Genomic DNA, 26022 nt, shown 5'->3' on the forward strand with positions numbered 1-26022 from the left:
AAGCCATAGAGCCAGATCCATGCCACTCGACAAGAACGCCAGGAATCAACGAGTTAGGATATATTTCGCAGTTCTGTTTGATCTCGGCGCGCGACGTATCCCTACAATTTCGTTGCGTCGTGTCGGTGTTGCGACAAATCTCACACGACCCGGACAGCATGTTCTGAACCAGCGAGGCCTGAAACGACGGCGAGATATCGCCGATCTCGTCAAGGAACAGCCTACCGCCGTGCGCCAGTTCGAAGCAGCGCTTACTTGGCCCCTCCGCGCCGGTGAACGCACCGTTCTCTTGGCCGAACAGCCCGCTTTCCCGCAGGCACTCCATCAACGCCGCGCAATTGCCGCGACCAACGACTCGCTGCTATCTGGACCGCGCCACTCATGCGAACAGGAGCGCCGGTTCATCGTTCACGTTGGGCACGATCACCCCAATGCCGCTCCTTCGCGCGCGGCCGACGGTGCCTTCGCCGGGCCGGAACTGAAGACGCTACTGCTCGTCCCGCGAAGGACCCGTAGCGCTCAGGCCGCGCAGTTGCCCGTCCGGTTCGGCCAGCACCACAACGGCGCGCCGCCACTCCATCGTCTGCACAAGATAGTTCAGGGACTCGCGGAAGGCTTTCGCCACATCGAGCGACGAAACCAGCGTCTTGCTCACCTCGTAGACGCCGTCCAACGCTTTTCAGCCATCGCGCATGGCAATCCCGCGCGCGTAACGACAAATCCGACAAAAAGAACGGCGGCAATCCTCACTCGTCGGGCGCATCGACACAAAAACAACAGCGAAACAACAGCGGCCCAGTTGAAAGAGGCCACTAGAGCGTGAAAATCCACTGGCATGGAAGTTGCCCTGAAGGTCGCATTACCCCGCTTTCAGGAGCCTGCGATGTCGGATTTCCAACGCGTCAGTACCGGCCTCCATCCGCGCGGCGCCAACCCGGTGCATCTGGGTCATGCCGCCACCACGCCGGTCGATCCGCGCGTGATCAGACGCATGCCGCCTTACCTGACCGAGATGTACGGCAATCCCACCAGCCGTTCGCATGCCTACGGCTGGGTCGGCGAAGAAGCGGTGGAACTGGCCCGCGAGCAGGTCAGCTCGCTCGTCAACGGGGACCCGCACGAGATTGTCTGGACCTCGTGGAGCTCCGGCCGCGCATGCGGATCGCGTGCCAAATGCACGGCGGCGTCCACGAGCGCGGCATGCGCTCGGGGACGTTGTGCACGCATCAGATCCTCGAGGAACTGCCATTGCCGCCGGTCGAGATCCACTGCTCGATTCTCGCCGAGGACGCGGTCAAGGCGGCCGTGTCTGACTTTCGCTCGCGCCAGACGATTCGAGGCGCAGCAGCCGACGACCTGTAACTCGCCGAGCAACCAACCTGCTCGTCTAACCCGAAGTGAGTCCATTCAAGCCTGAGAGGAACCTCCATGGAAACGCTCACCCAACCGGCTTCCGCCACACCCGGCGTCATGCCCGGCCTACTCGAATTCACGCCTCAGGCCGCTGCGAAAGTGGCCTCGCTGATCGAGGAAGAAGGCAATCCCAACCTGAAGCTGCGGCTGTACGTGTCCGGCGGCGGTTGTTCGGGCTTGCAGTACGGCTTCGCGTTCGACGACCAGGTGGCGGACGACGACATGCAGACCGTCACGGACGGCGTCACGCTGCTGGTCGATTCGATGAGCCAGCAATACCTGCCCGGCGCGCGCGTCGACTACGAAGACGGCCTGGAAGGTTCGCGCTTCGTCATTCACAACCCCAATGCGCAGAGCACCTGTGGCTGCGGCAGTTCGTTTTCCGTGTGAGGCAATCATGAAAATCTCACTGACTGGCGCCTCCCGACGACGAGGAGAACAACCAGTTCGACAATGCGTGGGACGTTGACGTGCAATCGCGTCTCGCGTGCTGCGTGAAGCTGCGACGCCGACCTGACGATCGAACTGCCGCCACATACGCGCGAGCTCGCGCGTGAGCATTGAGGGCGTGCGTCCTTAGCGCTGTGCGGCCTCTTCAAGCGCCATAGCGGTCAATCGCCGCGAGCGCATATCCGCGCTGATAGCCGCCGCCTGTGTTTGTCTTCCCGGATCGCCGTTCCTATGGATAGCCAATCCCTACAGCGTTTGCATCGCGCCGACCGCATCCGTACATCCTGGCTGACGACGCCATCGCATCGCGCATCGCTTTCTGCAGCGCTGTGTTCATCGCTACACCTGGCTGTTCGAAACAGGACATTCGCGACAGGTCTTCGTTGGAACCGCTTCATCACAGCGCCAGCGAACACCGGAAAGCCCCGCGGCAAGCGGCTATTCGCACTAACCGTGCATGGCGCAGTACTTGCAAACCGTATGTTCAAATGCCTAAAGGACAACTTCCCGTGTCGAATCCGATCATCAACGACACCACACTTCGCGACGGCGAACAGACCGCTGGCGTCGCATTCACGGTTGCCGAAAAATGCGCGATTGCCGAGGCGCTCTCAAGCGCCGGCGTACCCGAACTGGAAATCGGTATTCCCGCGATGGGTGCCGAGGAAATCGATTGCATCCAGACCATCGTCGCGCTGAATCTCGACGCCGATCTGATGGTCTGGGGCCGTCTTACCGACGCGGACCTGGCGTCGGCCTTGTGCTGCAATCCCGACATCATTCACCTGTCGATTCCCGTGTCCGATATCCAACTTCAACACAAATTGCGCCAGCCGCGCTCGTGGGTGCTCGCGCAGGTGAATCGCGTGATCAGCGCCGCCGTCAAGAGCGGCAGCAAGGTTTCGTTGGGCGCGGAGGATGCCTCGCGTGCGGACCCCTCGTTCCTTGCCGACGTGGCGCGGTACGCGCAACAGTGCGGTGCGCAACGCATCCGCTTTGCGGACACGCTCGGCGTCCTCGATCCTTCTTCGACCTATGAAGCGATTGCGCGATTGCACGACGCGGTCGATCTGGAAATCGAAATCCACGCGCACAACGACCTCGGGCTCGCGAGCGCGAACACCCTTGCCGCACTGCGCGCCGGCGCAACCCACGCCAACACCACTGTCAATGGTCTCGGCGAACGCGCCGGAAATGCCGCGCTAGAGGAGATCGTGATGGGCGTGCGCCATATCATGGGTCGCAACATCGGCGTCGACACGACCGCGCTATTGAGCATCTCGCGGCTTGTCGAACGGGCTTCAGGACGCCCGGTCGCGCTGAACAAAAGCATTGTCGGCGCCAGCGTATTCACGCACGAGTCCGGCATCCACACAGACGGGCTCGCGAAGAATGCATCGACCTACGAGAGCTTCGATCCCGCCGAACTCGGTCGCGAACGCTCGGTCGTGCTCGGCAAGCATTCGGGTTCGCAAAGCGTGCGCCGGGCTTATGACGCGCTCGGCCTGGCCGTCAGTGAAAAGCTGCTCGTGCTGCTGCTGACCCGGATCCGCCACCATGCCACCCAACACAAGCAAACGCCCAGCGCCGCCGACCTGTATCGCTTCCTGATCGAGTTGCGCTACACCGTCGGAGAATTGTCATGAGCGGCGTTGTGGTCGGCTTCACGAAGTGCGTCGCGCGACCCGAACAGTCGGGCACGACGACGCCGTGCGCCACCAGCGGCGCCTGCGACAAGTACTTCGCCGAGCCGACGCTCTGTCCATACCTATCCTCATCCGCTTGCAAGGAGTAAACGCGATGGAAAGCTTTGTCCAGCAACTCAAGGCGCTGTCCTCAGCCGAGGACTTCCTGCAGTTCTTCGGCATTCCGTTCGACCAGAAGGTCGTCAACGTGAGTCGACTGCACATCCTCAAGCGCTTCTTTCAGTACATCCAGCAACAGGACGCGTTGCCGGAAGGCGACGAACCCGCCCTGTTCGCGTCATATCACGCGCTGCTGCTGAAGGCTTACGACGACTTCGTCACCTCCACGCCGGCGCAGGAAAAAGTGTTCAAGGTGTTCCGGGACACAAATGGGCGGCAGCACGTTTCACTCGACAGTCTGCGCGCATCGCTGCCCGCGCGCACCCTTGCCTGACAGGTGGAGCAAGACCATGCACATCGTTAAGACCATGCACATTGTCGTCTGCATCAAGCAGGTCCCGGACTCGACGCAGATCCGCGTTCATCCGGTCACCAACACGATCATGCGCCAGGGTGTTCCGGCGATCGTCAACCCGTATGACCTGTTTTCACTCGAAGAGGCGCTGCGACTGAAGGACCGCTTCGGCGGCAAGGTCACGTTGCTTTGCATGGGCCCGCCGCAGGCCGAGGAAGCGCTGCGCAAGTGCATCAGCTTCGGCGCGGACGACGCCGTGCTGCTCACCGACCGTGCATTCGCTGGCGCGGATACGCTCGCTACGTCGTACGCGCTGGCAGCGGGTATCCAGCAGATCGCGAAGGAGCAGGCGGTGGACATCGTGTTCACTGGCAAGCAGACGATCGACGGCGACACCGCGCAAGTCGGTCCCGGTATCGCCAAACGCCTCGGGCTGCAACTGCTGACCTACGTGTCGCGCATCGTCGAGACCGCTCTCGATGCGCGCACGATCACCGTCGAGCGCCGCGCCGAGGGCGGCGTGCAGGTGCTCAGGACTGCGCTGCCGTGCCTGATCACAATGCTGGAGAACACCAACGAACTGCGTTTTGCGACGCTGCCCGCGATGATTCATGCGGCCGGCTATCCGGTGCACAAATGGAACTGCGAACAGGCCGGCATCGAAGACCTCAGCAAGATCGGCCTGAAGGGCTCGCCGACAGTGGTCAGCAAAGTCTTTGGACCGACGCCGCGCAGCGAGAAAGCGGAGATGCTCGACCTCGACGCATCGAATCTTTGCGACGTGTCGGTGAACCTGCTGCAAAAGATCTTCACGCGCCATCCAACCCTGGAAGCTGACCTGCTGATGAAGGAGGGGTCATGAACGCACCCGCCGCCCCCGCGAAGAAACCCGCCGGCCGCGCAGGACGCAACCTCGAACTGCCGGAACACCTGAAGGCCTACAAAGGCGTCTGGGTCTTTATCGAGCACGACCGTGGACACGTGCACAGCGTCTCGTGGGAACTGCTCGGTGAAGCGCGCAAATTGGCCGACACGCTCGGCAGCCGAGTGGGCATCGCGGTGCTCGGCGGCGCGAATGAACCGCTCGAACAGTTCGCCGCAGAAGCCTTCACTTACGGCGCGGACGATGCGTACATCGTCCACGACCCGGTCTTGCAAGGCTATCGCAACGAGCCGTTCACGAAAGGGCTGACCGACCTCGTCAACCGGCATCAGCCCGAGATCCTGCTGCTGGGCGCGACGTCGATGGGCCGCGACCTCGCCGGCTCCGTAGCGACGACCTTGCTGACCGGGCTGACCGCCGATTGCACCGAACTCAACATCGATCCCGCGTCGCGGGCGCTGGCGGCGACGCGCCCCACCTTCGGCGGCTCGCTGTTGTGCACGATCATGACGCTCGCGTACCGTCCGCAGATGGCGACGGTGCGCCCGCGCGTGATGCCGATGCCGCTGCGCGACGCCAAACGCACCGGCAACATGGTCCATGGAACGCTGGGGATGATCGAGACGGACATCGTCACGAGGCTGCTCGACTTTATCCCGGATGCGAGCAGCAACCGGATCAACCTGCCCTATGCCGATGTGATCGTGAGCGGCGGCAAGGGGTTGAAGAGCCCGGAGAACTTCCAGCTGGCGTTCGAACTGGCGAACGTGCTCGGCGGCGAAGTGGGTGCGACCCGGCCATGCGTGCAGGCCGGCTGGGTCGAGGGGGAGCGCCAGGTGGGACAGACCGGCAAGACGGTGCGGCCCAAGCTCTACATCGCCGCCGGCATATCCGGCGCGATCCAGCACCGCGTGGGCATGGAAAGCGCAGACGTGATCGTGGCGATCAACACCGACCCGAACGCACCCATCTTCGATTTTGCACACTACGGGATTGTCGGCAATGCGTTGCAAGTGTTGCCCGCGCTGAAGCAGGCTTTTGTGGAGCATTTGACCCGGCGCCGCGAGCAGGCTGCCTGAGGAGAATCACGATGAGAAAACCTTCACAGTTCGATGTGATTGTGGTCGGCGCCGGTCCGTCCGGCAACGCTGCTGCTTACACCATGGCCAAGGCAGGTCTGGAAGTGCTGCAGATCGAGCGGGGCGAATATCCGGGCAGCAAAAACGTTCAGGGTGCGATCCTGTACGCGAAGGCGCTCGAAGAGATCATCCCGGACTTCCGCGACGATGCGCCGCTGGAGCGCCACGTCATCGAGCAGCGGATGTGGATGCTCGACGATACGTCGTTTGTCGGTACACATGTGCGCAGCGAGGATTACAACAAGCCGCCCTATAACCGCTACACGATCATCCGCGCGCAGTTCGACAAGTGGTTTTCATCGAAAGTGCGCGAAGCCGGCGCACTGCTGCTCTGCGAGACCACGGTGAAGGAACTGATCATGGACGGCGACCGGGTGGTCGGCGTGCAGTGCGACCGCGAGCACGGCGATGTCTATGCCGACGTGGTGGTGCTAGCCGACGGCGTGAATTCGACGCTCGCGCGCAAGGCGGGCTTTCATGGAGAGATCGGGGCCGGCAACGTTGCGCTCGCCGTCAAGGAGATTCTCTTCATGCCAGAGGAGACGATCCGCCAGCGCTTCAACGTCGGCGAGGACGACGGCGTCGTGATCGAGATGGTCGGCAGGATCACCGACGGCATGATGGGCACTGGCTTCCTCTATACCAACAAGGAATCGCTCACCATAGGCGTGGGCTGCATGCTGAGCGACTTCAAGAAAAACCCCAACCGCACGAGCCCCTACGTGCTCCTCGAAAAGATGAAGCAGCACCCGTCGATCGCACCGCTGATTGCGGGCGGCGAGATGAAGGAGTATTGCGCGCATCTGATTCCCGAAGGCGGTTTTCACGCAATCCCGCAGGTCTACGGCAACGGCTGGATGATCGTTGGCGATTCAGGCGGTTTCGTGAACGCCGCGCACCGAGAAGGATCGAATCTTGCGATGACCACGGGACGCCTCGCCGCCGAAACGGTGATCCACGCGAAAGCCGCGGGCCAAGGCTACCGCGCCGGCACGCTCAAGGCCTACAAGGCCGCGCTCGATCAGAGCTTCGTGATGAAAGACCTGCACAAGTACCGCGACATGCCGGCCGTGCTGCACCAGAATCCGCAGTTCTTCACGACCTACCCCGACCTCATGGCACGCGCCGCGCGCACGATGATCACGGTCGACGGTAAGGACAAGAAAAGCAAGGAGCGCGAGATTTTTTCGAGCTTCCGCACAGCCCGTTCGCTTTCCGGCATCGTGGGTGACGCCTACAAACTCCTGAGGGCCTTCCGATGAGCACCCTACCCGTCAACGTAGAGGAAAAGCTGTTCCAGAACCGTTATCGCGTCGATGCAGGACGGCCGCATGTCCACATCAAGGATGCCGACGTCTGCCAGAGCGAATGCAGCGCGAAGAGTTGCACCTTCGTCTGCCCGGCCTCGTGCTACAAGGCCGAAGGCAACGGCGCGGTGACGCTGATCACCGACGGCTGCCTCGAATGCGGCAGTTGCCGCATCCTCTGTACCGACCACCAGAATATCGAGTGGGACTACCCGCGCGGTGGTCACGGCATCCTGTTCAAGTTCGGTTGAGGAACATCGTCATTGCCAGACCAGAACGACATGTGTTTGCTTGCACCGAGAACCGGCCGCCGCCGCATCCGCGGGGCGCCGGGCGACAAGGGCTCGACCGCGCTGCTGAAGGCCTTCTGGGCGGAACAGCAGAAACGCCAGCCGCCCGATACCGTCGCGATCACGTATTCGGGCTGCCTCGGCTCGTAGTGGAAGCGTTGCTGCAACGGTCCGTCTGAGGAGACACACGATGTCCAAACAGCCCGCCATCGCATCGTTGGCCGACGACAATCTGGCAGCCGGCGGCGTGGCAGCAGCCGACCGTGCGCTGAGCGCGACATGGTCAACGAACCGGCGATGACAGCGCCGCGTTCGCACCACCTTAGTCGAGATACGGACCGCTTCCGATCGTGATCGTGCCAAGGTCCGCGCCAAATCCAGATTTGACTTCTCCGAGCCATTCGCCTCAGTCGCGATGTCGCGGCCCCGACACGCCGCAAGTCCGACAGTCCTTTCAGAGACGCTTGATCTCGACACCGTATTTCCTCAGCGCGTAGCCAATCTGGCGCGGCGTCAGTCCGAGCAGCCGCGCCGCTTTTGCCTGCACCCAGCCGGATCTTTCCATGGCGGCGATGAGACGCTCGCGGTTGGTCATCTTCGCATCACTTCCGAGGACTGCGCCGCAAGCCGCTAACGGAGCCCGCTCGCTGTCGACAGGCTGGACCGCAACTGCGCCCGACGTAACAACCTCAGCCCGCGGCGTAGCCGGCTTCACGGGCACGGGTACGAATCGCCCGGGCTGCAGCGCGGTTTCGTCCGATCCGCTCTTCCACAGCATCGCGGACAGGCACTGGCCGTGGCAGCAGGCAAAGTCGTTTCTCACGATCGCTGGTCCCGGCGCCAGGGTCGCGCTCCGCTGCACGCAATTCTCGAGCTCGCGGACATTACCGGGAAAACCGCAGCTCATCAATACTTCAATCGCACTCGCATCGAAGGTCAGCGTACGGCCGTTCTCGCTGTTGAAATTCTTGAGAAACTCAACGGCGAGGAGCGGAATATCGCTGCGCCTTTCACGCAACGGCGGCAACAGCAAGGGAACCACGCAGAGGCGATAATAAAGGTCGGCGCGGAACTCGTTCCTTGCCACCGCCTCTTCCAGGTTTTTATTCGTGGCGGCAATCACGCGAACATCGACCTTAATGGTCTGGTTGCTGCCGACGCGCTCGAATTCTTGCTCCTGCAGGACGCGCAGCAGCTTTGCCTGGAACGAGGCCGAGATCTCGCCGATCTCGTCCAGAAACAGCGTCCCCTTGTCGGCGAGCTCGAAGCGCCCCTTGCGCGAATTGAAGGCGCTGGTAAAGGCACCCTTCTCATGACCGAACAATTCGGATTCCAGCACCGTCTCATGGAGCGCCGCGCAATTGAGCTTGATGAAGGGCCGCTTGGCGCGCGGTGACAGCTCGTGAACCGCCTTGGCGACCAGCTCCTTCCCGGTACCGGATTCGCCGCGCAACAGAACCGTGCTGTTCGATTCGGCTACCACCGCGATCTTCGCGAGCAGACCGCGCAGCGCCGGGCTGTCGCCAATGACCCCCTCGATCTGAGACTTCTTACGCTCTCCTGCAGGGCGCTTAAGCTCGGACAATGGCTTTTGCAGCCCGTCCTTCCCCGCCATCAGTCGCTCGCAGTCGCTCTTGAAAAAGCGATGCAGCTTCACCGTCTGCCCCACCAGGTTGGCGACCATGGTAAGCAGCCGCACGTCGTAATCGAGCCGGAAGTTCGACCCATAGTCCAGGACGCGGTCGATGGTCAGCGTGCCTACGACTTTCGCGTCGATGCGAATAGGGACGCCAATGAACGATACGCGCATGTTGTCGGAGGCACCGAGCACGCCCATGTCGGCGGCATTGAAGCCCGAATGCACCGCTATGTTCTCGGCGACGAGCGGCCTGTCCGTCGCCATGATCTGGTCAATTGCCTTCTGCGGCAGGCGCGTCCGGTAGTGCTCATCGCTGCCTTCGCTCCAGTCCGCGCCAACGGTAATGTCCGGTACGCCATCATCGTCGAAGAGAGAGACGATACCGAGCCGCATCTGAACAAACGATTGCAGGAGATTGATGACGTTGGCCAACGTGACTTCGAGCCGGTAGGGGGCGGTCAGTACCTTCGATATTTCGAAGATGCCGGTAAGCACGCTCTCGTGCCACTGCACAATAGGGACGGCGTGGTCCGTCTCGGACTTTGAGCTAGGCCTTTCGCGTACGGAAGCGATATGCAACATGACGACGTCCCCGTTGTTGGGACCGTGCTCCCCGTCACCTTGTTCGGATTTGCGGGCATTGTGTTGCATATCATCCTCGATCTAGCGCCCAATTTCACGGGCTGACTTCAAAAGATAATGCCCTTTCATGGAAGGACGGTGAAACTGTAATGCCTTTTTACTTATCTTTTGCTTTGGCGATCTCGCTGCGTAAATTCCGTTAGGAAAGCGAGTTCCATTGATGTCGCTCAAATCAACTGCGATTTGTCTACTCCTGGTGCAGCCGATTACAGGTGTCGTCCATCATTGATTGCTGCCTCGGTGCCCGTGAGATAACTCGCCGCATCCGAGCCTAGGACGAAGACGATCTATCTTTGCGACCTCTTCGGGCATGCCCGCCCGGCGCAGCGGGATATTTGGCACAAGAAGCGCTTCCATGTCGGGCGACAAAATGTCCGTCTTGAACTGGCCGAGGACGTATGGAAACTGTTTTCAGATCGTCAGATCCGAGCCTATCGGTCCGATTAATCTGGTTTGGTAAGTCATGGCTGCGTTAGCGTAACGTTTCCAGTGCAAAAAAAGCCCCTCCGGGCTCTAGGTCCCAGCCATCCTCCCTACCTCTATTGTTTTGGCAGCCCAAAGTATCTTCACGACGCGCTTCAGGTTGGTAGGCCAACACCTGTAGACTCATTTCGGTGCTGCCCCGTCCGAGCGTTCGGGTCAGGAAGTGTGTGGCCCCGAATCCAGTGCTTCAGCGTGCCGAAGAAAGGTTCGACAGTGCTTCTGCGCATGGTCATTGCGTCAGGCTTGCGCTCTAGCCGACGCTGCATGGCCTCAAGTATATGCTCATGTTCCCATCGTCGAATGCGCCGGTAGTCGCTGGGTGACATCGTTCCTTGAGCGGGCAACGCGGGCAGGCGCTGGGCCAGTAGCCGTCGTACTTGCGCACGTTCTGGCCAAGGAAATCGAAACCGTCTGCAATGTTCGTGATCCGGGTCTTCTCTTCCGAGCGCTCCAGACCTTGAGCGGCCATAAACTGCCTGACCGCCGGAAGCACCTCGAATTCGAGCACTTCTTTCGACATACCGGTCACAATAAAGTCATCGGCGTAGCGAACGACGTTGAGTTGGGCCTTGCTGCGTGCCGCCGCGGTGAGATTACGCTCGGTCATCAGAGCATCGAGCACGACGAGCAGATTTAGATCGACGCCCGTGAAACGCATGATCCCAACTTATCCATAGTGTGGATGCGTTCCATCAAAACAATCGATTTTACGAAATGTACGGCATGGAGGATAGTGTTCCTGGTAAATACATTTCAATTTCGCAAACCTGCTGGCGCCTTCGTCGTGCCGGGGTAGCGGATGAAGTGTGTCGTAGAACTGAGCGAAGCCGAGGAAATGACGTTGCAGCAGTTGTCGATCAATCACATGCATCGGGACTCGCGCACGCGAGCGGCGGCCCTGTCGCCGCTCGGACACAGGATCAAGCGCAAGCTCACCGCCGAGCAACTCGGCGTGAGCGGGCAGTCGATCTGTGACTGGCTCACGCATGGCGCAACAGCGGCGTGTCCGGCCCGATGGGCGGCCATAACGGTGGGCACATGAAGCACCACTGGCGACGCTTCATCACCTGGATGAAGGAAATCGCAGATCCCGAACTCGCTGAACTTTCTCGGCGGACACGGCACCAAATTTCAAGTCAGTTTCTCGTGGACGCTCTCATGAATACTGTAGCAAAACGTCGGGCCGGAGAAATAGAATTTGGGCATATCAAGATGGTTGTCAGTCTTTGCCCTGACTCCGAGAAAAATCCTCAGGTGTACGCCGAGCATCAACCGAGGCACATGTCCAATGCGGCCACGGTCTTCGGCGGCATGGGCAAGCTGGATCGCGCCGACACGACGCGACAAGCGTCTGGCAGCTTACTACCGGCAAAACTTCGCATAGTTCTCCAAACCCTTTCTATATCGACCGCTTACCTTCGTACAGTTGAGGCAACCCTCGACTTCGCCTTGGTTTCGCGACGAATCGGGAGCAGCCGATTGCAGGTGCCAAATGCTTCAGCGACCCGGCCAAATGGATCTCGTGTCAATCGCGGTCAGATCGTGCGGAAGATGCGGGGGAAGTCTTTGGTAGATCTGATGCGAAAGGCACGCGCACTCGATGTAATCTCCATCGTGGATGAGGTTCGATCGGTCCGTGAAGCATTGACGGAAATACTCTTTTCTTCGGGCTTCATCCCAGAACTGTTCCAGAGTGCGGATGATTTCTTGAAATCGAACCGCTTTCTCAGCAAGTCCTTCGCGTGTGTCAGGTCCACCCTCAAAGGCCGGACGGCGCATAGGAGGCAGTCGTGAATTTGGCCGTGTCCACAGATAGAGGACCTCTCTCCATGCGCTCTCAGGTGCGGTGGAGGCTGGTTTGGGAAAATGAATTGCGACTCGCCGACCACATCGAACTGTCCGAGTTCTTCCGAAAGACCTACGGACCGACCGGGGCGTTTAATGCAAAACCATTCGAAGGCAATCACAGTTGGGCTGGTGCGAGGCCAGAGTTCCGTGCAATCGGCTACGACGCGCGCGGCGTAGCGGCTCATATCGGCGCACTGCGTCGTTTCATCAAGGTTGGCGCAGTCGATCTACTAGTGGCCGAACTAGGACTGTACGCGGTACGTCCGGATCTTGAGGGACTCGGAATCCCTCAATTAATGCGCGTGATGTATCCCGTGTTGCAGGAACTTGGCGTTCCATTTGGCTTCGGCACGGTTCGACACGCGTTGCGGCAACATATTGCAAGGCTGCTCGGCCGACCCGGTCTGGCGACTATTGTGTCTGGAGTTCGCGTGAGGTCGACCCTTCGAGAAGTGCATCTCGACACGCCGCCCACACGCATCGAGGACGTACTCATTGTCGTCTTACCGATTGGACGGTCAATGAGCGATTGGCCGACCGGAACGATAATTGATCGGAACGGGCCAGAGCTGTGAGGTACTGCTTATCCGAAGCGCGCAGCCAGTGCGCTGACACCAACGGACGTCGCGACGTCTATTTGACGTTTGACGACGGCCCTAATCCACTCTGCACACCGGACGTCCTCGATGTGCTGGCGGAACACCGGGTGCCAGCGACTTTCTGCGTCATCGGCGCGTACGCAGCGGACCAGCCGAAGCTGATCCGACGCATGATCGCAGAAGGACACGAGGTCGCAAACCACACGATGACTCATCCGGACCTGTCCAGATGCGAACCCACCGCAGTACAACAGGAAATACTAACGGCAAGCAGGGTCATCAGGATGGCGAGCCCCCATGCTTCGCTGCGGTATATGCGTGCCCCGTATGGCATGTGGACCGAAGCAGTGTTCACTACGTCAGCGAGCGCTGGTCTGGCGCCCCTCCACTGGTCGGTAGACCCGCGAGACTGGTCTCGTCCCGGCGTGGACGCGATTGTCAGCGCAGTGCTGGCCTCTGTCCGGCCGGGTGCAATTGTGCTCTTGCACGACGGATGCCCTCCCGATGAGTTGGGACGATGCACTCACGCTGGTCGGCGCGAGCAGACCCTCATGGCGCTTTCCCTCATGATTCCAGCATTGCATGACCGGGGGTTTGCAATCCGATCGCTTCCTCAACCTAACCGGACGAACCAGACACCCTATGAACATGCTTGGCGCAACTAGCACTGTCGCTGTCTCGTTTTATGCGCTCTTGCTCCCCCTGAAAGCCTATGCGCTGTTTACATGAGCAATAGCGATTGGCTGTCACGGAGCGCTGCTGCCAACGTACCATACCGGGGTGGAAACAGGCCGCCACCGGAAACCCGAAGGCGGGACCGAACGCTACAGAATGTTCGGTATCGCGATGGCGCTTCGCAGAGCCGATCTTACGCGCGGTTCTTCGACGTTGGTGGTGGCATATGACAGCGTTTGTAGCGACGAGTGATCGTGCAAGCATCTAGAGACGATCGCGCTTTCCGTTGAGAACCTGGCAGTTGGTTTCTAAAATCCCTTACCGACTAACGAATTGTGCATCCGTCGACTCCGTGAAAACTGGGAGCTACTGAGCCTTACCGCAAGCAGCTCGGCACTCGCCCACCGCCAGACTTTGCACGGACAGGAAGATTCCCCTGTGAAACGTTGCCGCGCGGCAAAGCGTTCGTACCGCATCCGCATATAAACGTCTCAATCTGATGCACCATTACCTTGGGGCCCTGCTGAAATATTCGAAGGGCATCACCCTCTTTCTGGCGCCCCACATCAACTCCTACAGGCGATTCCAGATCAGTACGTTCGCGCCGACCAAGGTCGCATGGAGACAAGACAATCGGACGGTCGGTTTCCGCCTTTACGGCGAAGGCTCGGATGCCGTCCGCGTTGAGTGCCGCATTGGCGCTGCGGATCTCAATCCGTATCCCGCTTTTGCGGCCCTGATCGCGACGGGTCTTGCGGAACCGATCGAGCCACCTCCAGCACTGCCGCATTGTCCGGAACGTAACATTCGCGACACGAACAATCGGACGATGCACCGCCATAACCCGACATTGTGCCGGTCAACATCCCGCAAATTGTGCTCCGACTGTAGATGCTCGCTTGGCACAACGCTTGCGATCCATCGCCGACAACTCAAGAGACCTGACATGCTCACTCCGATCATCAATGACACGACGCTTCGTGACGGCGAGCAGACCGCCGGCGTCGCTTTTCGCACCGAGGAAAAATGCGCAATCGCCGCCGCACTGTCGCAAGCCGGCGTGGCCGAACTCGAAATCGGAATTCCTGCCATGGGCGAAGACGAAATCGCGTGCATCGCTGCAATCGTCGACCTGAACCTCGACGCCCGCCTGATGGTTTGGGGGCGCCTCACCGACGAGGATCTCACCGCGGCATTGCGCTGCGATGCCGATATCGTCCATCTCTCGGTTCCCGTTTCGGATATTCATTTGCAACACAAGCTGCGGCAGTCGCGCAGTTGGGTCCTGGCGCAGATCGCGCGCGTCGTCGACGAGGCAGCGAAAAACCATCCCAAGATTTCCCTCGGCATGGAAGACGCCTCGCGCGCGGATCCCTCATTTCTCATAGAAGTGGCTCAATGCGCGCAGCAGCATGGGGCCCAGCGCGTGCGCTTTGCCGACACTGTCGGTATCCTGGACCCCTTTAAGACCTTCTACGCCATTGCAGCGCTGCGCGTCGCCGTCGATCTGGAGATCGAAATCCATGCGCACGACGACCTCGGGCTCGCCACAGCCAACACACTGGCCGCCCTTGGGGCCGGCGCGACCCATGCGAGCACCACCGTCAACGGGTTGGGTGAGCGCGCCGGCAATGCAGCGCTGGAAGAAGTCGTGATGGGCGCGCGGCACCTGCTGCGACGAGACACTGGCGTCGACACCAGAGCGCTGCCCGACATTTCGTCGCTGGTCGAACAAGCCTCAGGCCGCGCAGTTTCCTTCAACAAGAGCATCATCGGTAGGAGCATCTTTACTCACGAGTCGGGCATTCACACGGACGGCCTCGCGAAGCACCCCACGACCTACGAGGGATTCGATCCAGCAGAGCTCGGCCGGCAACGGTCGACGATACTCGGGAAACATTCTGGATCTCAAAGTGTGCGTGAGGCCTACGACGCTCTAGGCGTGAGCGTGTCGGAGCGGCTCATCCCGCTCCTGCTTGCGCACATCCGCTCTTTCGTCACGCAGTACAAGCAGGCGCCGAATGCAAGCGATCTGCGCCGCTTCCTGACCCAAGCCCACGGCACGCGGGTGAGGGTGTCGTGAGTGTGGTTACGGCGGCCAAACTTGTCCAATAGAAGTAACGACATGCAAGAAGTTATCGAACAACTGCGTCACCTGTCGTCGGCCGAAAATTTCCTGCGATTCTTCGACATCGCATTCGACGAGAAGGTAGTGAAAGTGAGCCGCCTGCACATCCTCAAGCGCTTCTTTCAGTACATCGAGCAACAGAAAGAACTGCCGCGTAACAACGCGACGGCCGTGCTCGCCGTCTATCGATGCTTACTGCAGAAGGCCTACAACGACTTCGTTGTATCCACGCCCGCGGAGCAAAAGGTCTTCAAAGCGTCCAGCCTGCGCGACGTCTCGCTGAAACTCGTGCACCGCCCCGAGATTCTGCTGCTCGGTGCAACCTCGATGGGCCGGGATCTCGCCGGATCTGTCGCAACGACGCTCTTGACCGGCCTCACCGCCCACTGCACTGAGCTGAACATTGACCCGTAGTTGCCGCATTCTGTGCGCGGACCATCACAACCTCGAATGGGCGTGTCCGCGCGGCGGGCATCGCATCCAGTTCTGGTTCGCGTAGACAAACACATCCATCGTCACATCGGCTTCCGAGCGCCGCAAAAGCGGCCGGGCGCCTCACCACTCACCATATCGGAGCAAATTGATGAATCTCACTACTGGTATCGAATCGACCGATCTCTTCGGCGGCAACGTTCCCTCCCCTGTGCTACAGCTGATCGAGAGAACCCGCGGCGGCAGCAATGACGATGTGGCCGCCGCGTTGTGGACTGCGGTCCTGTCGTACCCGCGCTGCCTGCCACCCTACTTTCTGCTGTATAAGTTCCATGCGAACCGGGGTGAACTTGGCGAGGCGCAGGAGGTCGCGACCAAGGCTTTGGCGGTCGCCGCCCGGCAAGCGTCGCTCGACAGCGACTGGTGTGCGGTACAGCCGGGCGACACCGACTTCACCATTCCTGGTCCGGGCCGCTTCTGGCTCTTCACACTGAAGGCGCTCGCGTTCATTAGCGTGCGGCGCGGTGAGCGCGCCGTTGCACTGAAGCTGATCGCCAAGCTGCGCAGGCTAGACCCCATCGATTGCATAGGCTTGGACGTCGTGGAAGCCTTGCTCGAACAGTCCGGGTCCCGATAATCGCCGCCGGAAGATCAACTGACAGATTGACAATATGTCCCCGGCACGGCTATGGCAGAACTCCATTGCAGTTCATGGCGATCGTTTCAGTAGTCAAAGCCGACGCTCACCGCAAATTCGGGCGGGCGCGCGCGCCATGCCGTGGACGTTTTTTTCAGCGAGCCGTGGAAACCGGTAGCCCAGCGGTGCCGACAATTCGGCGTACATCCGATCAAGAGACTGCGTCGCAAGCAGGGATTGCGTTGCAACCAGAAACGCAAATCAAGGCAACAACCAAATTGACACACGGCTTGCCGGTCGCGTCGAACCTGCTCGATCAGGCGTTTGCCGTCACCGCGCCGAATGAGGCCTGGTGTGGCGATACACGTTATATCGCCACAAAACCCTCGAAACCCCACGAATTCATGCCGCAAAAACCTTGCTGAAAGATCCCATTTCCTAACTTGGCTGGATTGGTCTTCGCGTGGTCTTACGCGGAGCAATCATGCGTGACGCCTCCTGCAATATTATCTCCCGCATCCAATTGCTTGCCGGATCACTGTTGTGAAGGGCAGACCATTGGACGGCCTCGGTAAATGCGGGAAGTGGCAGCGGAAGTTCGACGATCCGCAGAGGCATCATTTTTTCGAAATACTTGACCAGCCTTAAGGGCATCGTCGCTATACGGTCAGTGTTTAATAGCATAGGCGGGATCATGCTAAAGCTCGGCACGATGACCTCGTCCCGTCTCTTGAGACCGTGCTCAAGCAAAAACCATTCCTCGATGGAGGGCTGCCGCGTACGTCCGAACTTGACCATAACGTGCCCCATCGACATATATCTCTCGAATGTGAGCTGCCCTGATAGCTGCTTGTTCGTGCGGCAGCCTACGCACACGAGCGTCTCCTCGAACAGCTTCGCTTTAGGGTGCGTGCTCGACATGAACATTTCCGGCAAGATAAGAAAATCGGCTTCGCCGCGCCGGAGAACCTCATCGGGATCATCGGCAAGTGGCAGCAATTCGAAGCTGACGGCGGGAGCTTCCCGTGCAATACGCTCCACGATCTTTCGAAAAAATACGACTGCCATGAAATCGGAAAGGATGATCCTGAAGCGGCGATCCGATTTGGCTGGGTTGAAGACGTCCCGGGAAATAACGGAGAGCTGGATGTGCACCAGAGCCTCGCGGATTGGCGCAGCGAGCCCTTCTGCACGCGGTGTTGGGACAAATTCCCGGCCCCTCATCGTAAATAGTTCGTCGCAAAAATAGGTGCGTAGCCGGGCGACGGCCGCGCTCATGGCCGGCTGGCTCAGGTTGATGCTGCGTGCCGCCGCGGTGAGATTACGCTCGGTCATCAGAGCATCGAGCGCGACGAGGAGATTTAGATCGAGGCCCTTGAAACGCATGATCCCAAGTTATCCATAATGTAGATGTGTTCCATCAAAACAATCGATTTTACGAATTGTACGACATGGAGGATAGTGTTCCTGGTAGATCCATTTCAATTTCACAAACCTGCTGGCGCCATCGTGGTGCCGAGGTAGTGGATGAAGTGTGTCGTAGAACTGAGCGAAGCCGAGGAAATCACGTTGCCGCAGTTGTCGACCAATCACATGCATCGGGAGCCTCCTCGCGAACCCGCCGCATGTTTGGCAGAGATTGGAGATTTCCTCGGGGTTCCAGCGCTTCAGCTTTCTTGGCGCCATCCTTCAGCGCCAAGAAACGCAACCCCTGGACCAAACGGTACAGAATTTTCATGAATTGCGGCGAGATTCTTTGGGGCTGGTGACGTCTGACCGGTGTTCCCAGCGGTGAGCGATACCCTGCCTTACTTAGGTGGTAGGGATTCGAGTCTTGCCAATAGGGCCTTCCCACCACGATGAAGGAGAGAGACATGCTGTGCTTAGGAGTGAGCGGCGGGCTAGACAAAGTTCATGAAAATTCACTCGAACTGCCGAACACATTTCTGCACGACGGCGCTGCGGTGCTTGTCCGGGACGGACGCGTAATAGCGGCCGTCGAAGAGGAGCGCCTCAACCGGATCAAGCACTCTAACAAGTTCCCGAGCAGTTCAATTCAATACTGCCTCGCATCCGCAGGGATTCAGCTCAGCGATATCGACCACATCGCGTTTTACGCTACCGAGGCCTATTGCAACGTCATGCTCGAACGCCTGTTCCTGTCCCAGCCGAACATCTCCATTCCGGTGGATGCCAAGCTGTTTCTGCGTAACTTACTAATGCGGGAATTCGGTACCGAGGTCGATCCTTCGCGAGTCTCATTCGTGAGTCACCATCTGGCGCATGCCGTGAGCGCGTTTGCGATGTCTGGATTCGAGCAAAGTCTGATCCTCGCGGTCGATGGCGGCGGTGATTTCCTCTCGGGGCTCTTGGCGCTCGGATCTGGAACCGAAATTACGCAACTCGCGACTTTCGCAGAGCATGATTCTCTAGGGCTGTTTTATCTCGAAACCATCCGGTATCTCGGTTACGGCTTGTTCGACGAATACAAGGTCATGGGGCTTGCACCTTTTGGGGATCCCGCTCCCTATCGCGGGCTCTTCGAGCAATTCTATCAACTGTCCGCCAACGGTGAGTACCGCGTCTACCTGGACCGCATCGGTCCGACGTTGCTCCGCAGCATCCAGGTCCGGCGAAAGGGAATGCCATTCACACAGCAGCATCGAGATGTGGGTGCTTCATTGCAGGAAGCGCTGGAGCGGATCGTGTTTCACATTCTCCGCCATCATCGCGAGGTCACCGGTATGAAGCGGCTGTGTATAGCCGGAGGAGTAGCTCATAACTGCAGCATGAACGGTAAGCTGCTGTATTCGGGACTTTTCGAAGACATCTTCGTGCAGCCCGCAGCGCATGACGCCGGTTGCGCATTAGGCGCTGCCCTTATGATGTCAAACGACTTCGGTCGGCCCCCGCCGCGTGAGCGATTGCAGGACGTTTATTGGGGGCCCGATATTGGGCGCGATCTAGTCGTGGAGCAAGAATTGAATGCGTGGGCCGGACACCTCGACGTTGAACGCAGTGATGACGTGGCAGGCAGAGCAGCCGACTGGATGGCCAATGGCGCCGTGATCGGCTGGGTGCAGGGTCGTTCGGAGTTCGGGCCACGCGCGCTTGGCAACCGCAGCATTCTTGCCGATCCCAGGCCGGCCGCCAACAAGGACCGGATCAACGCCATGGTCAAGAAGCGCGAGGGTTACCGACCGTTCGCGCCATCAGTGCTCGAGGACGATGCGCACGAATTTTTTGACCTCCCTGAGGGCACCCGCGAATTCCCTTTTATGAATTTTGTAGTTCGCGTGCGCGACTCCAAGCGTGCCTTGCTCGGCGCAATCACGCACATTGACGGTACAGCGCGGTTGCAAACAGTTTCGCGCAAGACCAATCCCGCCTACTGGGACGTTATTAATGCGTTCAAGAAGCACACAGGAATCCCAATTCTGCTCAATACTTCCTTTAATAACAATGCTGAGCCGATCGTAGATTCGGTTGCAGACGCGATTGCCACGTTTCTGACGACAGAGCTGGATGGACTTGTGGTCGGGCCGTTCCTCGTCAAAAAGCGGCCCGCAACGCAGGAACATTGGACTGCGCTCGCGGTTTCACTGCCGCCCTATGCATCGCTCTATCGAGTCCGCGCTCACACAGCGCGGGATCGTCAGGAGACGGTGTGCGAAATTCGCACCGGCGGCTCGAACTGTGACAGTGTGCGTATTTCACATGAGTTGTTCGATCTGCTGATGCGGATCGAAGGCGAAGCCGTGCTCGGACATCTTCTCGATACGATTACGCCAGAGCAGACTCGACGTGAAGCCCTCGTCAATGAGCTGCGCGGATTGTGGGAACAGCGTCGGGTTCGGCTACATCCCTCACGGACGTTATCACGGTAACGACACCCTTCCAATGAGTGGCTGAAGATCTGAAGCTAGGTAACAGCGCTCGCGAGCTATTTTTCTAGAACTTTAAACAATAGCGTTTGGCCGCCGTGTAGTTCTTGTACCAACACGCCGGTGTCCAACGGAGCACCAGTCCCGGCCCAAGGTCCGGACACTTGCAGCGGCGCACCATAAAGGTAGGCGGAATTGACACATCAAACGAACTTCGAATTGCTGCGTCGGGAATTGGACGCAGACGATCCATGGCAGCTCGACAGCAATCCCTTTGAGCACGAGCGCCACAGGCAAATGCTTCGGATGGCACTTTCGCAGGGATCCGTCACACATGCGCTCGAAGTCGGATGCGCAGGCGGAGCCTTCACGGAAAAATTGGCACCGCACTGCCAACGGCTCACCGTGATCGATATCGTGCCACACGCAATTGCCAAGACACGCGAACGGATGATGGACCCACCACACATCAATTGGATCGTCTCCGATGTCCAGCATTTTTCGACTGAGCAAAAGTTCGATCTGGTCGTGGTCGCGGAGGTTCTCTATTACCTCGACGGCAGCGCCGAGGTGCGTGCGGCTGTCCGCAATTTAGCACGGATGCTTGCGCCCGGTGGACAGCTGGTTTTCGGATCGGCACATGACGCCAATTGCCGGCGATGGGGCCACATTGCCGGAGCCGAGACGGTCATAGCCATCCTGGAAGAAGAGCTGGTTGAAATCGATCGTTTGAGGTGCGTCGGTCAGTCGTTGAATGAAGACTGTCTGCTCGCCTGTTTTCGGAACGCGGCTTCGCCTTCGTGTGGATCAACTTACCAGCGTTAGGCCGGGAGATATTATGCGCATCTGTGGGATCAAACTGACGCACGACGGAGCAATCGCCCTTGTCGAGGATGGAAAACTGGTTTTTTGCGTGGAGCAGGAAAAGCGAGACAACAATCCGCGGTATCAGGCGATCGACGACCTCGACGCGATCGCGATCGCATTGGCCGAGCATGGTTTCGATGCGCACGATATCGACCAGTTTGTCATCGACGGCTGGGACGGAGTAGTCGAGTCGCAGTTTCGCGTCCTCAGTGGGTCGATTCCCGTCAGCCTGAAAGGGGCCCCTTATGCCGAACGCCGAGCCGATGATCTTCTCGCTTCGCTCGACGGCTCCGGACTGCTTGTCGGCGGCCAGTCCTTTCCTTATAAAAGCTATCCTCACGTGTCAGGCCATGTGGCCTCCGCGTACTGCACCAGTCCCTTTGCCCAAAGCGAGCAACCCGCATTCTGTTTGGTGTGGGATGGTGGCATCGTCCCACGCCTCTATCATGTAGAACGCCACCACGCCCGCCATGTTGACTGCCTGTTCCCCGTGATAGGTCACATCTACGCTGCGGCGGGTCATCACTTTGGTCCTTATAAGAAGCCGGGCGGCGCCCGGTGGGATCTGGGTGTGGCCGGCAAGCTGATGGCTTACATCGCGCTGGGCTCCGTTGACGAAGATATCGTTGAGGTATTTCGCGAGCTTTATCAGGCACGCTTTGCTGGCGACACGGAGTGTGCGCAAGCTTATCGCGAGAACATCCACAGCGCGGACGCGTCACTAGCGGCTGTAGGAGAGTTCTTCGAAGCAAGCGCGCTGCGACTGGAAGCCAAGCCGCCCGAAGACGTACTCGCCTCGTTCCATGTATTCCTCGAGCGTCTTCTCGTTCATGAAATGGGTATCGCGCTGCAGCGCCATTCGATTGCGGGGCCGAAAAATCTGTGCATCGCCGGCGGATGCGGACTCAATATCAAATGGAACAGCGCCCTGCGCGCGAGCGGTTTGTTCGACGCAATCTGGGTGCCGCCGTTTCCCAACGATAGCGGGTCTGCGATTGGCGCCGCTTGTTGCGCGCTGGCAGCTGAGAAGGGGTTCGTGCCGCTAGAGTGGTCGGTATATAGCGGACCGGCCTTAAAAGGTTGCCAAGTACCGCCCGGATGGACGGCGTCTACTTGCTCCATTGCAGAACTCGCCGGCATACTCGCCAGTAGCGAGCCCGTCATTTTCCTTGCCGGCCGGGCCGAGCTCGGACCACGAGCATTGGGGGGCAGAAGCATTCTGGCCGCCGCGACTTTGCCCACAATGAAGGATCATCTCAACGACATCAAGTTTCGAGAGCACTTCCGTCCCGTGGCGCCAATTTGCCTTGAGGATCGTGCGCCGACCATTTTTAGCCCGGGCAGCCCTGATCCCTATATGTTGTTCGATCATCAGACGCGCGCGGAATGGCGAGAAAAAATCCCTGCCGTCGTGCATCTTGACGGATCTGCCCGATTGCAGACCATCTCAAGGACTTCCGAGCATCCGGTGGCGCAACTTCTGGTCGAATACGAAAAGCTGACGGGAATTCCGTTGCTCTGCAACACGAGCGCCAACTATCACGGACGAGGTTTCTTCCCGGACGCTGCTTCAGCCTGTGTGTGGGGACGCGTCGAACGTGTGTGGTGCGATGGTTTGTTACTGACCAGGACTGGTCTGTCGCCGTCAGTCGACGAAACACTTTTCGCTACGTCGCCGTTCGAAGATTGCTGACGTTGCAGCTCAGTGGTCAGTACGACGCGATCAATTGTCCCGGCAGCTCGCTCTATCGCTACGGTCCGAAGACGATCAGCAGGCCGCCCTTGGCTCGATTTTCGCAAGCACTTATCCCGGGCGGAGGTTGCTCATCGACCCGCGGAACCTCGATGCCATCCTCGGAAACTTGGCATCTTCTTCAAAAATGCTGTGGGTAACGGGGCTCACGGGGGGTGCGGGTTGAAGCTGGAGCAATCCAGCTTTCCGGCGATGAGAAAGAGGACGGTGCGCATCGTCGGATTTCTCGACCTGCTCAAGATGCGCGAGGTCTTATCCAGACTGCAGCAGGCTTCTGGGGGTGACTGCCGCAGCCAAAGGCTGGGTGTCTCGCAATCTGCGCCGGAATGCAATCATGTGAACCACTTACTGTCCTGAAAACTGCCCTTCAGAACCGAAGCAAACCAACGGCTCCCGTTAAACCCGATGAGGCCCCACGATCCCGAGCCTGACGATGCGCCGGTACAGCATCGCGCGGCTGGGCATCGTCGGGCCGCATCACACATAAGCGGCATTGCGATCGCCCGTCTGAGTCTGCCGCTGTGCAGCCAGCGTCCGATTCCCACGCCTTCACCCGCAGAGTGAAATCTTTTCGCAGTTCGTCCATTGCGAGCGAAAAGATTTTATTTCGGCACAACCCTGCTCCCATGCGCAGATTGTGCCGACAGACAGGCATGACTTGCCGCACTCAGTGATCGGTCGCAACGAGAGACCACCCACGACCGCGCATCGAATGTCCTGAACGGCTCACGCGACGCACTCGCGACCCGAAGGACTCCCCAACTTCCCTCCGGATTCCTTGCGGGCCGCCTCGCGGCAGCTCGCGCTATTGTCATGATTGCGCGACGTCAATTTCTTGGTTGTCTCACTGCGCTCGGCGGAGGCGTCGTATTGAGCGCGTGCGGCGGTGGTGGTGGTGGTGGTGATAGCGGTACTGCGGATGCCGGCGGCTCTTCCACGGGCAATTCCACGAACCCGTCGAGCACGACGGCGGCACCCTCGACGGGCACGGCAACCTCCGGTCTCGCGACCTCGACGGGCACGACCAGTTCCGGTATTACGACTTCGACTGGCGGCACGACGACGGTGGCGAACGGCTCGTCGCCGACCGCCTCGACTGGAACAGCGTCCACCGGTACGTCCGGCTCGACCTCGGGCGACAGTTCTGGCTCTCCGTCGGACCCGAACTCGGGGTCACCCGGCAACGCTTCGAACGCTTCGCCACAGAACACGACCATCCCGCCGGCGACAGTGATTATCGACAGTCAGAACGCGTCGTGGACCCTGGTCGGCGGATCTGTCTACAGGAACGGTGTCGCGGAGGGCAACACCTACAACGTCTCGTTGATACTCTGGTACGGGGGTACGATCTATCACGAGGGAACCGGCGGCCAATTTTACGGATGGAATGGTTCGGGATGGCAGTCGTGCAATGACCCACGTTTGGGCGGCACCTCCGCCGACGGCACCATGATCCCGCCGGCGTCGTATCTGATCGACAAGGTCGGCACGATATGGACCGTCGTGAACGGTGTCGTGTACCGCGATCGGAGTGCCGTCGGCACGATGTCGAATGCGGCGCTTCTGCTGTGGTACGGCGGCAAGTTCTGGGCACAATCGACCGGCGGCCAGTTCTACGTGTGCGCCGATGCGGATGAATGGTTGCCGTGCAACGATCCGCGCATCGTGACCGCGGCGCCGGCCGGCTCGTTTCACGGTATCAACGGGCATTACGACTATTTGTATTCGACGTCGCAGCTCGTGTCGATCATGCAAGCCCTGGGCTGCTCGACGTACCGGCTCAGTTGTACCGACTACGCACCGCAACTCGCCGCGGTCGTGGCGTTGGCACAAGCGTTCCAGCCAGCGGGCTTGACCCTTTTCGTGCTGATCGATGTCGGCATCTACGACGGTAACGGCAACCTGTTCACGAGCGAATCGGCCGCCTACACGCGCGGCTTCAATTGCGCGGTAACTGTCGCGACGGCATTGCAACCCCACGGCGTGACCCTGTATGAATGCGGCAACGAACTGACGCGCGCGAACGGGATCATTCTCGACTCCACCAACGCAGGAACGAGCGTCGTCGACTTCAACAATGCGAACTGGCCGCTGATGCGCGGCGCGATGCGCGGCATGATCGACGGGGTCAAGTCGGTGCAGGCGGATGCTAAATGCGGCGTCAACTTTTGCGTCGCGGACACCGGCGCATCCGACGCTCTGTGGGATGGCAAGCAGCCCGATGGCACGAGCGGCCATTCGACCGTCAGGTGGGACTTGACTACATGGCACAACTACGAGGTATACGGCGACATCTTCGATATCGGCTCCGACGGGTCCGGCCCGGGCTTCGATTTGCCCACCTATTGCAAGGCCCGATATGGCGTCCCCTTCGTGATCTCGGAATGGAACACAGGACCGGAGAAGACCGAGGCGTACCGGGCCAACTACATCACGTCGCGCCTGCTCACTTACTATCAGGCGAGAAAGACGAAGAACATTCAATCGGCGATGTATTACGAGCTCGATAGCGGGGACGCAACCTACGGTCTGATGATCAACGGCACGGCGCTTGCGCTTCCGTACAATGCGTTCGCCAGTTTTGTCGCGGGCCATCCCGATAGCTGAGCGTCCGCACTCGCTGAGTCCGCGCGCTGCCTACGGTCGATCCGACCTGCGTAAGACGTTGACGGATAACCCGTCCCGGCCGAAGCCACGATAGGTCTCGTAGCCCGGGGCGACGAGTTGCGAGTCAGGCGACCTCTGTTGCGACGCGGCTGTGTCCGTGCATCACGTTACGCCCACAGCCGCATC

At 59.6% G+C, this 26022-nt stretch carries 21 protein-coding genes and 10 pseudogenes; 26 read left to right on the forward strand and 5 right to left on the reverse strand.

Going from position 1 to position 26022, the window contains the following annotated elements:
• Positions 1 to 163: 163 nt before the first annotated feature.
• Positions 164 to 673: pseudogene (locus HDG39_RS35935) on the reverse strand (sigma 54-interacting transcriptional regulator); the annotation flags it as partial.
• Between the two features lie 210 nt (positions 674 to 883).
• Here HDG39_RS35935 and HDG39_RS27600 point away from each other — a divergent pair.
• From HDG39_RS27600 to HDG39_RS27650, 12 genes and pseudogenes are all read left to right on the forward strand, one after another.
• Positions 884 to 1138, forward strand: a pseudogene (locus HDG39_RS27600) (aminotransferase class V-fold PLP-dependent enzyme); the annotation flags it as partial.
• Between the two features lie 89 nt (positions 1139 to 1227).
• Positions 1228 to 1362, forward strand: a pseudogene (locus HDG39_RS27605) (iron-sulfur cluster assembly scaffold protein); the annotation flags it as partial.
• A 66-nt stretch (positions 1363 to 1428) separates the two neighbouring features.
• Complete coding sequence (gene erpA / locus HDG39_RS27610) at positions 1429 to 1803, forward strand: iron-sulfur cluster insertion protein ErpA (RefSeq protein WP_131242322.1); 375 nt, start codon at positions 1429 to 1431, stop codon at positions 1801 to 1803.
• A gap of 23 nt (positions 1804 to 1826) precedes the next feature.
• Positions 1827 to 1977 (forward strand): annotated as a pseudogene (locus HDG39_RS35275) (2Fe-2S iron-sulfur cluster-binding family protein); the annotation flags it as partial.
• Positions 1978 to 2372: 395 nt separating this feature from the next.
• Positions 2373 to 3509, forward strand: a complete 1137-nt coding sequence (gene nifV / locus HDG39_RS27615; protein WP_184010420.1) for a homocitrate synthase — start codon at positions 2373 to 2375, stop codon at positions 3507 to 3509.
• On the forward strand, positions 3506 to 3658 hold the full coding sequence (locus tag HDG39_RS27620) for a hypothetical protein (protein ID WP_184010424.1): 153 nt from the start codon (positions 3506 to 3508) through the stop codon (positions 3656 to 3658). Before nifV (HDG39_RS27615) ends, HDG39_RS27620 begins: the two co-directional genes overlap by 4 nt.
• A 5-nt stretch (positions 3659 to 3663) precedes the next feature.
• Positions 3664 to 4002 (forward strand): nitrogenase stabilizing/protective protein NifW, encoded by a 339-nt coding sequence (nifW, locus tag HDG39_RS27625; protein ID WP_184010427.1) that lies wholly within the window; start codon positions 3664 to 3666, stop codon positions 4000 to 4002.
• Between the two features lie 34 nt (positions 4003 to 4036).
• Positions 4037 to 4885: an electron transfer flavoprotein subunit beta/FixA family protein gene (locus HDG39_RS27630; RefSeq protein ID WP_184010506.1), complete on the forward strand. Its 849-nt coding sequence runs from the start codon at positions 4037 to 4039 to the stop codon at positions 4883 to 4885.
• Positions 4882 to 5985 carry an electron transfer flavoprotein subunit alpha/FixB family protein gene (locus tag HDG39_RS27635; RefSeq protein ID WP_184010430.1) on the forward strand — a complete coding sequence of 368 codons (1104 nt, stop codon included), beginning with the start codon at positions 4882 to 4884 and terminating at the stop codon, positions 5983 to 5985. Before HDG39_RS27630 ends, HDG39_RS27635 begins: the two co-directional genes overlap by 4 nt.
• 11 nt (positions 5986 to 5996) lie before the next feature.
• Positions 5997 to 7307 (forward strand): FAD-dependent oxidoreductase, encoded by a 1311-nt coding sequence (locus tag HDG39_RS27640; RefSeq protein ID WP_184010433.1) that lies wholly within the window; start codon positions 5997 to 5999, stop codon positions 7305 to 7307.
• Positions 7304 to 7603: a ferredoxin family protein gene (locus HDG39_RS27645; RefSeq protein WP_018423212.1), complete on the forward strand. Its 300-nt coding sequence runs from the start codon at positions 7304 to 7306 to the stop codon at positions 7601 to 7603. The genes HDG39_RS27640 and HDG39_RS27645 overlap by 4 nt, the downstream gene beginning before the upstream one ends.
• Positions 7604 to 7639: 36 nt before the next feature.
• The gene (locus HDG39_RS27650; RefSeq protein ID WP_260328295.1) at positions 7640 to 7792 is read left to right on the forward strand and encodes a hypothetical protein; all 153 of its coding nucleotides are present in this window, start codon (positions 7640 to 7642) and stop codon (positions 7790 to 7792) included.
• Between the two features lie 304 nt (positions 7793 to 8096).
• On the opposite strand, the gene nifA is transcribed toward HDG39_RS27650, so the two are convergent.
• The 3 genes and pseudogenes from nifA to HDG39_RS36065 all read right to left on the reverse strand — a co-directional run.
• Positions 8097 to 9932 (reverse strand): nif-specific transcriptional activator NifA, encoded by a 1836-nt coding sequence (gene nifA, locus HDG39_RS27655; RefSeq protein WP_184010436.1) that lies wholly within the window; start codon positions 9930 to 9932, stop codon positions 8097 to 8099.
• A gap of 504 nt (positions 9933 to 10436) precedes the next feature.
• A pseudogene (locus tag HDG39_RS35280) lies at positions 10437 to 10977 on the reverse strand (transposase); the annotation flags it as partial.
• A 3-nt stretch (positions 10978 to 10980) separates the two neighbouring features.
• Positions 10981 to 11064: pseudogene (locus tag HDG39_RS36065) on the reverse strand (LysR family transcriptional regulator); the annotation flags it as partial.
• Positions 11065 to 11205: 141 nt separating this feature from the next.
• Here HDG39_RS36065 and HDG39_RS27670 point away from each other — a divergent pair.
• The 10 genes and pseudogenes from HDG39_RS27670 to HDG39_RS35290 all read left to right on the forward strand — a co-directional run.
• Positions 11206 to 11448, forward strand: coding sequence for a hypothetical protein (locus HDG39_RS27670; RefSeq protein WP_184010439.1), 243 nt, complete (start codon positions 11206 to 11208; stop codon positions 11446 to 11448).
• Positions 11445 to 12200 carry a response regulator gene (locus HDG39_RS27675; RefSeq protein WP_184010441.1) on the forward strand — a complete coding sequence of 252 codons (756 nt, stop codon included), beginning with the start codon at positions 11445 to 11447 and terminating at the stop codon, positions 12198 to 12200. The genes HDG39_RS27670 and HDG39_RS27675 overlap by 4 nt, the downstream gene beginning before the upstream one ends.
• 35 nt (positions 12201 to 12235) lie before the next feature.
• Positions 12236 to 12829, forward strand: coding sequence for a NodA family N-acyltransferase (locus HDG39_RS27680; RefSeq protein WP_131244821.1), 594 nt, complete (start codon positions 12236 to 12238; stop codon positions 12827 to 12829).
• Positions 12826 to 13518, forward strand: coding sequence for a chitooligosaccharide deacetylase NodB (nodB, locus tag HDG39_RS27685; protein ID WP_184010443.1), 693 nt, complete (start codon positions 12826 to 12828; stop codon positions 13516 to 13518). The genes HDG39_RS27680 and nodB overlap by 4 nt, the downstream gene beginning before the upstream one ends.
• Before the next feature lie 509 nt (positions 13519 to 14027).
• Positions 14028 to 14378 (forward strand): annotated as a pseudogene (locus HDG39_RS35285) (hypothetical protein); the annotation flags it as partial.
• Positions 14379 to 14474: 96 nt separating this feature from the next.
• The gene (nifV, locus tag HDG39_RS27690; protein WP_260328303.1) at positions 14475 to 15611 is read left to right on the forward strand and encodes a homocitrate synthase; all 1137 of its coding nucleotides are present in this window, start codon (positions 14475 to 14477) and stop codon (positions 15609 to 15611) included.
• Positions 15612 to 15653: 42 nt separating this feature from the next.
• A pseudogene (gene nifW / locus HDG39_RS27695) lies at positions 15654 to 15911 on the forward strand (nitrogenase-stabilizing/protective protein NifW); the annotation flags it as partial.
• 36 nt (positions 15912 to 15947) lie between these two features.
• Positions 15948 to 16067, forward strand: a pseudogene (locus HDG39_RS34700) (electron transfer flavoprotein subunit alpha); the annotation flags it as partial.
• A gap of 172 nt (positions 16068 to 16239) precedes the next feature.
• A complete protein-coding gene (locus HDG39_RS27700) occupies positions 16240 to 16725 on the forward strand; it encodes a hypothetical protein (RefSeq protein WP_184010447.1) in 486 nt (161 codons plus the stop codon).
• Positions 16726 to 16917: 192 nt separating this feature from the next.
• Positions 16918 to 17105, forward strand: a pseudogene (locus HDG39_RS35290) (IS3-like element ISBvi4 family transposase); the annotation flags it as partial.
• Between the two features lie 58 nt (positions 17106 to 17163).
• On the opposite strand, the gene HDG39_RS27710 reads toward HDG39_RS35290, so the two are convergent.
• Entirely contained in the window at positions 17164 to 18111 is a 948-nt protein-coding gene (locus HDG39_RS27710) for a LysR family transcriptional regulator (RefSeq protein WP_184010451.1), read from the reverse strand.
• Between the two features lie 488 nt (positions 18112 to 18599).
• Between HDG39_RS27710 and HDG39_RS27720 the strand changes: the two genes are divergently transcribed.
• The 4 genes from HDG39_RS27720 (at position 18600) to HDG39_RS27740 (ending at position 25836) form a co-directional block, all read left to right on the forward strand.
• Positions 18600 to 20612, forward strand: coding sequence for a carbamoyltransferase family protein (locus tag HDG39_RS27720; protein ID WP_184010454.1), 2013 nt, complete (start codon positions 18600 to 18602; stop codon positions 20610 to 20612).
• A 192-nt stretch (positions 20613 to 20804) separates the two neighbouring features.
• A complete protein-coding gene (gene nodS, locus HDG39_RS27725; RefSeq protein ID WP_184010456.1) occupies positions 20805 to 21434 on the forward strand; it encodes a nodulation methyltransferase NodS in 630 nt (209 codons plus the stop codon).
• The gene (nodU, locus tag HDG39_RS27730) at positions 21412 to 23169 is read left to right on the forward strand and encodes a nodulation protein NodU (RefSeq protein ID WP_311667496.1); all 1758 of its coding nucleotides are present in this window, start codon (positions 21412 to 21414) and stop codon (positions 23167 to 23169) included. Before nodS ends, nodU begins: the two co-directional genes overlap by 23 nt.
• Positions 23170 to 24042: 873 nt before the next feature.
• The gene (locus HDG39_RS27740) at positions 24043 to 25836 is read left to right on the forward strand and encodes a hypothetical protein (protein ID WP_221305882.1); all 1794 of its coding nucleotides are present in this window, start codon (positions 24043 to 24045) and stop codon (positions 25834 to 25836) included.
• Positions 25837 to 26022 lie beyond the last annotated feature (186 nt).

The organism is Paraburkholderia lebeckiae, from assembly GCF_014201005.1.
GTDB classification, from domain to species: Bacteria; Pseudomonadota; Gammaproteobacteria; order Burkholderiales; family Burkholderiaceae; genus Paraburkholderia; species Paraburkholderia tuberum.